Origin of the sequence: Bacteroides cellulosilyticus DSM 14838 (genome assembly GCF_000158035.1) — a bacterium.
GTDB classification, from domain to species: Bacteria; Bacteroidota; Bacteroidia; order Bacteroidales; family Bacteroidaceae; genus Bacteroides; species Bacteroides cellulosilyticus.
On sequence record NZ_EQ973492.1, the window covers coordinates 603,467 to 614,304 of the forward strand.

The 10,838-nt window shown below is 41.0% G+C and carries 12 protein-coding genes; 5 read left to right on the forward strand and 7 right to left on the reverse strand.

The window, feature by feature from the left end; all coding sequences use genetic code 11:
- The 3 genes from BACCELL_RS20540 to BACCELL_RS20550 all read right to left on the reverse strand — a co-directional run.
- Nucleotides 1-1,290, reverse strand: a 1,290-nt coding sequence (locus tag BACCELL_RS20540; RefSeq protein WP_007213971.1) for a TonB-dependent receptor, incomplete at its 3' end; no start/stop codon positions are given.
- A 108-nt stretch (nt 1,291-1,398) separates the two neighbouring features.
- On the reverse strand, nt 1,399-1,791 hold the full coding sequence (rbpF, locus tag BACCELL_RS20545; RefSeq protein ID WP_007213972.1) for an RNA-binding protein RbpF: 393 nt from the start codon (nt 1,789-1,791) through the stop codon (nt 1,399-1,401).
- 22 nt (nt 1,792-1,813) lie between these two features.
- Nucleotides 1,814-2,263, reverse strand: a complete 450-nt coding sequence (locus tag BACCELL_RS20550) for a cold-shock protein (RefSeq protein ID WP_007213973.1) — start codon at nt 2,261-2,263, stop codon at nt 1,814-1,816.
- Between the two features lie 327 nt (nt 2,264-2,590).
- On the opposite strand from BACCELL_RS20550, the gene purT reads away from it, so the two are divergent.
- Nucleotides 2,591-3,757, forward strand: coding sequence for a formate-dependent phosphoribosylglycinamide formyltransferase (gene purT / locus BACCELL_RS20555; protein WP_007213975.1), 1,167 nt, complete (start codon nt 2,591-2,593; stop codon nt 3,755-3,757).
- Nucleotides 3,758-3,815: 58 nt separating this feature from the next.
- On the opposite strand, the gene rpiA is transcribed toward purT, so the two are convergent.
- The 3 genes from rpiA to BACCELL_RS20565 form a co-directional block, all read right to left on the reverse strand.
- Nucleotides 3,816-4,517 carry a ribose 5-phosphate isomerase A gene (gene rpiA, locus BACCELL_RS20560; protein ID WP_007213976.1) on the reverse strand — a complete coding sequence of 234 codons (702 nt, stop codon included), beginning with the start codon at nt 4,515-4,517 and terminating at the stop codon, nt 3,816-3,818.
- A gap of 12 nt (nt 4,518-4,529) precedes the next feature.
- Nucleotides 4,530-4,700, reverse strand: coding sequence for a hypothetical protein (locus BACCELL_RS26995; RefSeq protein WP_007213977.1), 171 nt, complete (start codon nt 4,698-4,700; stop codon nt 4,530-4,532).
- Between the two features lie 80 nt (nt 4,701-4,780).
- Nucleotides 4,781-5,266 (reverse strand): PepSY-like domain-containing protein, encoded by a 486-nt coding sequence (locus BACCELL_RS20565; RefSeq protein WP_007213978.1) that lies wholly within the window; start codon nt 5,264-5,266, stop codon nt 4,781-4,783.
- 169 nt (nt 5,267-5,435) lie between these two features.
- Here BACCELL_RS20565 and BACCELL_RS20570 point away from each other — a divergent pair, with 169 nt between their 5' ends.
- Nucleotides 5,436-6,902 (forward strand): RimK family alpha-L-glutamate ligase, encoded by a 1,467-nt coding sequence (locus BACCELL_RS20570; RefSeq protein ID WP_007213979.1) that lies wholly within the window; start codon nt 5,436-5,438, stop codon nt 6,900-6,902.
- Nucleotides 6,903-6,907: 5 nt separating this feature from the next.
- Complete coding sequence (rimI, locus tag BACCELL_RS20575) at nt 6,908-7,369, forward strand: ribosomal protein S18-alanine N-acetyltransferase (protein WP_007213980.1); 462 nt, start codon at nt 6,908-6,910, stop codon at nt 7,367-7,369.
- Between the two features lie 270 nt (nt 7,370-7,639).
- Here the strand turns inward: rimI and BACCELL_RS20580 are convergent, their stop codons facing one another.
- Nucleotides 7,640-8,584 carry a Dyp-type peroxidase gene (locus tag BACCELL_RS20580; protein ID WP_007213981.1) on the reverse strand — a complete coding sequence of 315 codons (945 nt, stop codon included), beginning with the start codon at nt 8,582-8,584 and terminating at the stop codon, nt 7,640-7,642.
- Between the two features lie 380 nt (nt 8,585-8,964).
- Here BACCELL_RS20580 and atpD point away from each other — a divergent pair, with 380 nt between their 5' ends.
- The gene (gene atpD / locus BACCELL_RS20585) at nt 8,965-10,485 is read left to right on the forward strand and encodes a F0F1 ATP synthase subunit beta (protein WP_007213982.1); all 1,521 of its coding nucleotides are present in this window, start codon (nt 8,965-8,967) and stop codon (nt 10,483-10,485) included.
- 23 nt (nt 10,486-10,508) lie between these two features.
- Nucleotides 10,509-10,754, forward strand: a complete 246-nt coding sequence (gene atpC, locus BACCELL_RS20590) for an ATP synthase F1 subunit epsilon (RefSeq protein WP_007213983.1) — start codon at nt 10,509-10,511, stop codon at nt 10,752-10,754.
- The last annotated feature ends 84 nt before the right edge of the window (nt 10,755-10,838 follow it).

A 10,838-nucleotide genomic window follows, 5' to 3' on the forward strand; every position in this document is an offset into this window, starting at 1 on the left:
ATAGTTGGAATAATTCATTTCTGTACCTTCCTTCAATGTCCATTGCCCTAATCTCGTTTGGTTTTCAAAGCGCAGGGTGGTCTTTTGCTCTACTGAACGAAGCCGGAGTGTCAGATTGTCTTCGGAAGATTCATCATTATTCAGATATTTTATATTACGATTGTTCAGGTAGTTATGGCTTAAGGTGACCGATTGTACGTGTTTCCCTGCATAATGGCGGTATGAAGCTCCCACTGTGAATGTCTCCTGGTGAATGGTAGGCAGATAACTTAATATGTATTCCGCGTCTTCTCCTTTCTCGTCTGTATTCAGTTTCATCTTATCAATGCCGACTAAGCCAAGTAGGATCAGTTCATCATGTGCTGATAGTTTGGTCTTCAATTTGAATTGACCGTCAATGAAGTTTGGCAGAAAAGGAAGTCCTAAAGCCTTGAACAGTAGTTGCAGATAAGATTGACGCATAGAAAACAGATAGGTTGTCTTATCGCTCAAATGTCCGTTACCACTGAAAGAAACTTCGGATGCTCCCAGGGTTGCCTTAAATGTCTGTTTGTCCGGGTTACCATCGCGCAGACGAAAATCTAATACTGAACTCATGGCTCCGGAGCGATTGGCCGGAAATGCTCCGGTATAGAAACTGATTTCCCGTATCAAATCTGCATTGACTATACTGACCGGACCACCCGATGCTCCCTGTGTGGCAAAGTGGTTGATATTAGGTATTTCTATTCCATCCATATAGAAGCGATTCTCGGAAGGTGATCCACCTCGTACAATCAAGTCGTTTCTATAACCGATGGGAGAGAAAGAGACACCCGGATAGGCTCGCACGATACGTGAGATATCGCGGTTTCCTCCCGGACTTCTTTCTATCTCCTGCAAGCCGATAATCCTCATACTTACCGGACTTTCCACCGTTTTCCGGAAAGGAGAGGGGGTGACCACTATTGTTGATAGCATATTTTCATCTTCCTCTATCTCTATCTCGATGAAAGGCGTAGAGGCGGAAACCAAATACTCGGAGGTCACTGCGCTTTTATAACCTATCAGTGTTGCTTCGAAGCGATAAATGCCAGGGGGTATCTGTTCTATACGAAATATGCCTAGAGAATCTGTCGATGCTCCTTTACCGGGAATACCTGCAACCACAACGTTGGCATAAGCCACCGGTTGGCGTGATTGTTTATCAATAACTTTTCCGCGTACGGAGTAGTTGACCGCAGCAGCGTAGATACAAACATTGCACAGTAGCAGTGAAAGTGTCAGTAGAATATGTTTGCTCGTTATCATATATGCAAATATAGATATTATTGATATATAATAAGTGAAACAGGGACATAAAAAAAACTGTTCGGAAATCATCCCGAACAGTTTTCATTTCTTTGTTAAGTTGTAAGATTAATATCTTCCACCGCGATCTCCGCCGCCATAGCCACCGCCACGATTGCCGCCGCCGTAACCACCGCCACGATTGCCGCCGCCATAGCCACCACCACGGTTGCCACCGCCGCCATAGCCACCACCACGGTTACCACCTGCAGGTCTTTCTGTTCTGGGGCGAGCTACGCTAATAGCGATGTTCTTGCCTTCGAATTCTGTTTCGTTAAGAGCGTCAATAGCTTTCTGACCTTCTTCATCATTCGGCATTTCTACGAAGCCGAAACCGCGTGAACGTCCCGTCTCTCTGTCGTTAATAATGTAGGCTGAAGTTACTTCGCCATACTGTGAAAATAATTCCTGTAAGCTGTCACTGTTTGTGTTCCAGCTTAGGTTCGCAACATAAATGTTCATTTCTTTTTGTAAGTTAAAATTGTTATTTATTAATGATTGAGATCCGCACGGCGTTCATACCTCGCGTACCACGTTCAATTTCAAATGTTACGTTATCCCCTTCGGTTATCCCTTCGGGAGCGGAAGTAACGTGGAAAAAATATTTCTCACCACTTCCTAAATCTTTAATAAAACCATAACCTCTGGACACATTAAAATGTTCAATACGTCCGTTTAATGGCAGAACTTCTTCTGCTTCGCCTTTTTTCGGAATTGATATTTCTATTTCAGAAGCATCTATTTCTTCTTTAGGCTTTACACCTTCTGGTGTGGAGTGAAGAATTCCGTTTTCGTCCACATAAGCCAGCATCTCTTCGAAGCTACGGCTACCGCTGCTCAAGCGTTCTTCTTTTCTCTTTTGTTTTTCTTCTCGCTTACTCTGTTTCGCTTTTTCTCTGTCTCTTTTACTTGATGTTACTCTTTTTACTGCCATTCTTTAATTATTATATATTATGCAGTTTATATACTGCACTTAGTTTTTCTGACTAATGGCTGCACCTAATCCGTTCAGGATCCATACAACAATTTAATCTTGTGATGAACAAAGGAGCTGATTATGAGGTCATTTTGGGATGGAATAATTTGCGGAATACCGCAAAAGCAAACATGCACAAAGAAGATTTCAGAATAAACCCTATTGTTTATGCTACAAAGATACAGATAAAAATGAGCTATCCATTCGTTTTTTAAATTATTTAAAGCGGTAGCTACTTATTTTTTTATGTACATTTGTACTTCTTAATATAAACACATAGCAAAAATGAAGAAGATTTTATTGTTAGGTTCCGGTGAACTGGGCAAAGAGTTTGTTATTTCTGCCCAACGAAAAGGTCAATATATTATTGCCTGTGATTCATATGCCGGAGCACCTGCCATGCAGGTGGCTGATGAATATGAGGTATTTAGCATGCTTGACGGCGATGCATTGGAACGTGTAGTACGCAAACACCAGCCGGATATCATTGTTCCGGAAATCGAGGCCATCCGTACAGAACGCCTTTACGATTTTGAGAAGGAAGGTATTCAGGTGGTACCCAGTGCCCGTGCTGTAAACTTTACTATGAACCGCAAGGCTATTCGTGATTTGGCCGCACAGGAGTTGGGACTGAAAACTGCTAAATATTTTTATGCAAAAACTCTGGATGAGTTGAAAGCTGCTTCTGAAAAGATCGGTTTTCCTTGCGTAGTGAAGCCGCTGATGTCTTCTTCGGGCAAAGGGCAGTCTCTTGTGAAGAGTGCGGATGAATTGGAACATGCCTGGGAATATGGTTGCAATGGTAGCCGTGGTGATATAAAAGAATTGATTATTGAAGAATTTATCAAGTTTGATAGTGAGATAACATTGCTTACGGTGACGCAAAAGAATGGGCCTACCTTGTTTTGTCCGCCCATCGGACATGTGCAGAAAGGGGGAGATTATCGTGAAAGTTTTCAGCCGGCGCACATTGATCCGGCTCATTTGAAGGAAGCGCAGGAAATGGCTGAGAAAGTGACACGGGCTCTGACCGGTGCCGGTCTGTGGGGAGTTGAATTTTTCTTGAGTCATGAAAATGGAGTTTATTTCTCGGAACTTTCTCCGCGTCCGCATGATACGGGTATGGTGACATTGGCAGGAACACAAAATTTGAATGAATTTGAACTTCATTTACGTGCTGTACTAGGCTTGCCTATTCCAAACATCAAGCAAGAGCGTATTGGTGCCAGTGCTGTGATTCTTTCAACTATTGCCAGCCAGGAACGTCCTGATTATCGCGGTATTGAAGAGGTGACGAAAGAAGAAGACACTTATCTCCGCATTTTCGGTAAGCCGACGACGCGCGTCAATCGGCGTATGGGCGTGGTGTTATGCTATGCACCGTTAAAGTCAGATCTGGATGCATTGAGAGATAAGGCTAAGCGAATTGCAGAAAAGGTTGAAGTGTATTAAGGCTTACTTATTAGATAAAAGAAAAGCAGTTGTCACAGATTGAGTGGCAGCTGCTTTTTTATTTCGCAACTACTATTTCAACATCATATCCGATAAAAAGCCCGCTTTCAATTACCCCGGTAATTGCTTTCAGGTTTTGTTCCAAAGAAGGGTCAACATAACTGAAGCGGGTATCAAAAATAAAGTTGCCGTTTTCGGTGAGAACAGGTCCGTCTTTTCCACCGGCAAGACGCAATTTCACGTCAGAAGCTCCTAACCGTTGCATTTCGCTTTCTACAAAAGTTAATGCACCTGGAAACACTTCTACAGGTATTGGAAAATGACTTCCCAAATGATCTACCAGTTTTGTATCATCAATGATAATGAAGCTCTTACTACTGCTTTTTATCAGAAGTTTTTCTTTGAACATGGCTCCACCACGTCCCTTAATCAGACTTTTCTCCGGATCTACTTCATCAGCACCATCAAAAACCCAGTCTGGACGCTTATTCCAAAGGGTCGTTTGTGGTATACCCAATTGTATGCAGGTCATAGAAATTTCTGCAGAGGCAGGGATGACTTCTATGTGTAGAGATTCTTTGCGAATACGTTCCGCTAATGCGAATAGCGTCAGATAAACGGTAGAACCGGAGCCGGCTCCGATCACATCACCATCCTTCGCCATTGCAGCAATTTCCTGTGCTACGATTTCTTTGCCCTCACGATTAATGATCGCATTCGACCATTGCAAATGATTTATCAGTTGATTATCCCATTTCATTGTCAGAGGTTGCTAATCGTTATTATCTTCTTCGTCGTCAGTCAGGTTGTTCAGTTCTACTTCAAGTTCAACCAACTCTTGTTCCCAAATTTTTCTGATGTTTGCCGGCGTATTTTGGGGAGCTTCCTTAATACGTTTTTGAGCTAATGATACTTCATGCTCCAGCTGTGAACGTCTACTCATAAGTCTTGCTATTTATAGTTGTTTTTATAGATAACATTCTGTTTTGCTCAATTGTTCTTATATTTGGTAAGAATTTTGTATTACCCGAATAACTCGGGATAGATTTCTCCATCACCACCGGATACATCGAGGCTCTGTAGTAGTTTACCGTCAGGAGCATAGAAAAGCTGAATTTCTCTGTCAGAGTTATACTCTTCTATATCGATGATTACTACAGCAGGCATTTTGGGGAAGGTAATTATCTTTATATATCTGATTTGTATAGGAGGGGTCTCTGTCTGCATAAATGCTTTAGCTACGGGAGCAGGGACATCTTCCAGACTTTCGACGTTTGTCTCCGTCATTATCCATTGGGCATTGTTTCCGAACCAGGCATTCATTTCGTGGCTATCTGAAACAAATCCGGCAATGTGGTAATCACTTTTATGCATCCATTCCACGGTCGTCACTTTAGGATACATCTTTTTGAAAGTTTCCTGTACTTTTTCCGGAGTATTTTCTGCGCATACGGAAGCAGATATCAGCAACAACAAGCCTGCCAATAAACTGAAATTAAACTTTTTCATAATCAAGGTCTGTTTTTAGTTGCTATTAGAAACAACCCAGAGAGACTTTTGTTTATTGCATTTTTGAGCAAAAACAGGGTTGTTTTCATCTCTTGAAAATAATTATTGAGTCTGCGATATTTTGTATTATTTAATTCACTACTTTCGGGCACTTTTTTTAAAAGACGAAATGAACAATGTATTGATCCTTGTAGACAGCTTGGATGATTGGAAACCATATTCCAAAACAAACAGCATTTTAACAGTATCTGACTACCTGAAGTATAAATCACCGGGAAAGGATCGTAAATTAGTAATCAACCTGAGTAATGATTATAGCTATAACTCCGAAGGCTATTATTGCTCGTTATTAGCCCAGACGAGGGGGCATAAAGTTATTCCCGGAGTAGATATAATTAATAAGGTGGAAGCTGGTGCAGGTATCCGTATGGATAGCAGTCTTCAAAAGCTTTGTTATCAATGGATTCAGAAAAATGAAATAACCGATGATCTTTGGTCTCTGAATGTATATTTTGGCACTTGCAAAGAGAAAGGATTGGAGCGTATAGCCCGTTTTATTTTTGAGAATTATCCGGCTCCTTTATTGCGGGTTACATTAAATACGCGACATAAGAATCAGATAGAAAATATTCAGTTTTTACCTTTGAGCTCATTGAATAATGAGGAAGAGGATTATTTCGCTAATGCTCTGGATTTGTTTAACAGAAAAGTGTGGCGCAATCCTCAGGCCTCGAAATCGGCAAGATACAACCTGGCTATACTGTATGATCCGGATGAGAAATTTCCGCCAAGCGATAAAAAGGCACTTCACAAGCTACTTGAACTGGCTAAGAAGATGGATATTCATGCCGAATTGCTAACTGAAGAAGATGCCACACGACTGATGGAGTTTGATGCCTTATTTATTCGTACCACTACTTCGTTAAACCATTACACGTTCCGGCTTTCACAATTGGCCACACAAAATGGGTTGGCTGTTATAGATGATCCTCAATCTATTATCCGCTGTACCAATAAGGTTTATCTGAAAGAATTGTTTGAGAAGGAAAAGATTCCGGCACCGCTTTCCATGTTACTATTCAAATCGAATGTCAACTCTTATGAGGAGATTACGGAACAACTTGGTAGTCCTTTTATCCTGAAAATCCCAGATGGTTCTTTCTCTATCGGTATGAAGAAAGTCAATAATGAGATCGAGTTGGATGAAGCGTTGAAAGTATTGTTTGATAAGTCGTCTATACTGCTGGCTCAGGAATTCACTCCAACAGATTTTGACTGGCGTATCGGCATTTTGAATGGAGAGCCTCTCTATGCGTGTAAGTATTATATGGCTAAGGGACATTGGCAAATCTATTGCCATTATGCTTCCGGACGGAGCCGCTGCGGGCTGGTGGAGACTATTCCTATTTATCAAGTGCCGCGTAAGGTATTGGATACAGCGCTGCGTGCGGCTTCTTTTATTGGGAAAGGCCTGTATGGAGTAGATTTGAAAATGGTAAATGACCGTGCTATTGTTATTGAGATAAATGATAATCCCAGCATTGACCATGGGTTAGAAGATGCCATTCTGGGAGACGAACTCTACTATCGGTTGCTGAATAACTTTTGGCGTATGTTGGATGTAAAACGTTTCTAATTCGTATGGAACAGCGATTTATACTTCGTTTGGCTGAAATTGATGATATTCCGTCAATTATGGAGATAGAACAAATTTGTTTTGATAAAGATAGTTTTTCAAAACGTCAGTTTGTTTATCTTATTTCTCAAGCAAAAGGATACTTTTGTGTAGCAGAATATCAGCAAAGGGTGGGGGGCTATTTTAGTGTGTTGATAAATCAACGTGCTTGTAGTCTACGTATCTATTCGATAGCTGTTCATCCTGATTTTCGTGGCAAAAAAGTGGGGCAATTACTAATAGATCAGATAGCTGTTATTGCCCAAAAACAAGGCTTAAAGAGAATTACTTTGGAGGTGAATGTTTCTAATTCCCCGGCTATTCATTTATATGAAAAAAATGGTTTTAAATGTACTTCCATAAAAGAGAACTATTATCATAACGGGACTTCTGCATATTATATGCAGAGGCCCACTATAGTTGAATAGATATTCTTCTCTGGAAATCCGATATCTTCTTAATTCCTGTTTAAAAATATAGTGTAATACTCTCTTTTCTTTGTTAAATTGTTAACAAGGTCGATAGAATTATTAAACCTTGTTGTAAAATGCCCTGTAAAGGCTCTGAAATTTGGAGAAGTCAAGAAAAGCCGTACCTTTGCAATGTGTTTTTCATAGTATTAGATTTAAGGTTAACAAAAGATTGGCTGTCTGGGATAGATAGCCTTTTTTTATGTTTGCCCCGCATGGGGCGAACTGCTAATTTTCTCCAAGTAGATCGTAAGACGGTGCAAAGAACAGGGTCCCGGTAACCGCAGTACTAAAATCAAGCAAGCGGTCGGTGTTGCCTATAGGATTCCCGATGAACATACTTTCCAACATCTGGCGCGTAGTACTGAATGTACTTGCATATCCAATGAAATAAGTACCGTATTCTCCTTTTGAAGTATTGGCAAATGGCATATTGGCACGTACTATTTTTAAATCATCTCCAATATTTGTTACAGCATTATGTGCATTTGCAGGCTTTTCTTCATCCGACAATTCCACATCATTGAACTTTCTTCGTCCTATCACCTTTTCCTGCTCTTCTACCGGAAGCGCATTCCAAGCATTCATATCGTGAATATACTTCTGTACAAATACATAACTTCCACCCGCAAAATCCGGATCTTCTTCACCAACTACGGCAAAGTGATAAGGATTCTCGTCCACGGCTGGAGATTCTGTTCCATCTACGAAGCCAATGATTGCTTTACCATCCATATACCTGAAACCGTGAGTTTCATCAATAGCTTCGACAGCCCCCTTTAGTTTTTCATCGATGATAGAAGCAAATTCGTAACATAGCCCCATTTGCCGTGCCCGGATATGAAACAGTATATCACCGGGAGTGGATACAGCTGTATATTTACTTCCCCTTATTTCTTTGAAAGTTTCCAATTCTTTGGGTTTCCCCTTGCCAGGGAAAATACGATCCCATACATTAGCACTGAAACTTATCGTGCTACTGAACTGTGCATCGGGAAAGCGATTACGCATACTACGTATCAACGCTGAGAAATTGGTACATACATCTTTTACTTTGTCGACAGCATCAGGAGATTGATTTAATCCGTAAACGATGAAAATGGCATTTTCACCTTGTCTTTCGGTTACATCCTGTGGGGTGTTTCCTGCGAATGGATTTTGATGTGGATTCATACTTTTTTCCTTTCATTAAATTTATACTTCAAAATATAACTTACCAAATGACGTTTTGTTCACACAAAAATAGTGGAATTCCTTCTTAGTATCTGTTGATGAATGTTTAAGCAACGTTAAATGGATGTCGCTTTTTTGTTCTTATTGTAGTAATAATAGTTCAAAAGGGTATAATTTATAGAAAAAACGTTTTCATAGAGTACAACTTGAAAGTTTTTGTGTTTACATTTGCAAGGTTGCTTATGTAACTATTCCGTAAAAATTAAGATTTGAAGCTTTGAACAAAAACTATTCAATAGGTGTTAAGCTCATAGCAGCGGAATGACAAGAACGCGACTTGTAGAGTTTAGAAAAAGAGAAATTATATAAAAAGATTGCTTATGTCACAAATTATCGGACATATCTCTCAGGTCATCGGACCGGTAGTAGACGTCTATTTTGAAGGTACGGATGCCGAACTGATGCTTCCAAGTATCCACGACGCACTGGAGATAAAAAGATCAAACGGAAAAACATTAATCGTAGAAGTGCAGCAACACATTGGTGAAAATACAGTGAGAACTGTAGCAATGGATAGTACGGACGGTTTACAAAGAGGTATGAAAGTGTATCCCACAGGTGGTCCTATTACCATGCCGGTGGGCGACCAGATTAAAGGTCGGTTGATGAATGTAGTGGGTGATTCCATTGATGGTATGAAAGAGTTAGACCGTGCCGGTGCTTATCCCATCCACCGTGATCCTCCTAAGTTTGAAGATTTGACTACCGTACAAGAGGTGCTCTATACAGGTATCAAGGTTATCGACTTGCTGGAACCTTACAGTAAGGGTGGTAAGATCGGCTTGTTCGGTGGTGCTGGTGTAGGTAAAACAGTGCTTATTCAGGAACTCATTAATAACATTGCTAAGAAACAACATGGTTTTTCTGTGTTTGCAGGAGTAGGAGAGCGTACCCGTGAAGGTAACGACTTGCTGCGTGAAATGATTGAATCCGGTGTTATCCGTTATGGTGAAGAGTTCAAGAAAAGTATGGAAGAAGGAAACTGGGATTTATCTAAGGTAGATTACAGTGAAGTGGAAAAATCACAGGTATCCTTGATATTCGGCCAGATGAACGAACCTCCCGGTGCGCGTCAATCAGTAGCATTGTCCGGGCTGACGGTAGCAGAATCTTTCCGTGACCAAGGTGCTGAAACTGGTGGCTCACGTGATATCCTGTTCTTTATCGATAATATTTTCCGTTTCACACAAGCAGGTTCCGAAGTATCCGCTTTGTTGGGACGTATGCCTTCGGCTGTAGGTTACCAACCGACGCTGGCTACTGAAATGGGTGCTATGCAGGAACGTATTACTTCTACCCGAAATGGATCTATCACCTCTGTACAGGCTGTATATGTGCCTGCCGATGACTTGACTGACCCGGCACCTGCTACTACATTTACACACCTGGATGCCACGACGGTATTGAGTCGTAAAATTACTGAGTTAGGTATTTATCCTGCCGTTGATCCGCTGGAATCTACTTCACGTATCCTCGACCCGCATGTTGTGGGAGAAGAGCATTATGAAGTGGCGCAACGGGTGAAACAAATTCTGCAACGTAACAAGGAATTACAGGATATTATTTCTATCCTTGGTATGGAAGAACTTTCGGATGCCGACCGTACATTGGTGAATCGTGCACGTCGCGTGCAACGTTTCTTATCTCAGCCTTTTGCCGTTGCCGAACAATTTACAGGTGTACCGGGAACGATGGTGCCCATAGAAGACACTATCAAAGGCTTTAAGATGATTCTGGATGGTGAGGTGGACTATCTACCCGAACCTGCTTTCTTGAATGTCGGTACGATTGAAGAAGCGATAGAAAAAGGTAAGAAATTGCTGGATCAGGTAAATAATTAAAAAATAAAAGAAGGAAAGAGGCTATGAAGAAGTTGTATTTGAACATAGTGTCTCCTGAAAAGGAAATTTATAATGGAGAAGTGGAAAGTGTAACGCTACCTGGCACAATAGGAACGTTTACCATCCTTCCGCAACATGCACCCATTGTGTCTTCGCTTCGTGAAGGTAAGGTGATGTATGTACCGACAGAAGGAGAAGAACAGACTCTTGACATAGAGGGTGGTTTCATTGAGTTAAGTGGTGGAGTGGTTTCTGCCTGCGTAGACTGACAATAGTCTTTTCATCCTTAATTCTTTTATTCTTAATTTTGAATAATACTATGAGTATCAGCTTGACAAAGCGCAATTTTTTAT

Excerpts from the sequence above, each read along its gene's own strand:
- atpD (WP_007213982.1), top strand. The coding sequence starts at position 8,965 with ATGTCACAAATTATCGGACATATCTCTCAGGTCATCGGACCGGTAGTA.
- rimI (WP_007213980.1), top strand. The coding sequence starts at position 6,908 with ATGGAACAGCGATTTATACTTCGTTTGGCTGAAATTGATGATATTCCG.
- rbpF (WP_007213972.1), bottom strand. The coding sequence starts at position 1,791 with ATGAACATTTATGTTGCGAACCTAAGCTGGAACACAAACAGTGACAGC.
- atpC (WP_007213983.1), top strand. The coding sequence starts at position 10,509 with ATGAAGAAGTTGTATTTGAACATAGTGTCTCCTGAAAAGGAAATTTAT.
- BACCELL_RS20580 (WP_007213981.1), bottom strand. The coding sequence starts at position 8,584 with ATGAATCCACATCAAAATCCATTCGCAGGAAACACCCCACAGGATGTA.
- purT (WP_007213975.1), top strand. The coding sequence starts at position 2,591 with ATGAAGAAGATTTTATTGTTAGGTTCCGGTGAACTGGGCAAAGAGTTT.
- rpiA (WP_007213976.1), bottom strand. The coding sequence starts at position 4,517 with ATGAAATGGGATAATCAACTGATAAATCATTTGCAATGGTCGAATGCG.
- BACCELL_RS26995 (WP_007213977.1), bottom strand. The coding sequence starts at position 4,700 with ATGAGTAGACGTTCACAGCTGGAGCATGAAGTATCATTAGCTCAAAAA.
- BACCELL_RS20550 (WP_007213973.1), bottom strand. The coding sequence starts at position 2,263 with ATGGCAGTAAAAAGAGTAACATCAAGTAAAAGAGACAGAGAAAAAGCG.
- BACCELL_RS20565 (WP_007213978.1), bottom strand. The coding sequence starts at position 5,266 with ATGAAAAAGTTTAATTTCAGTTTATTGGCAGGCTTGTTGTTGCTGATA.
- BACCELL_RS20570 (WP_007213979.1), top strand. The coding sequence starts at position 5,436 with ATGAACAATGTATTGATCCTTGTAGACAGCTTGGATGATTGGAAACCA.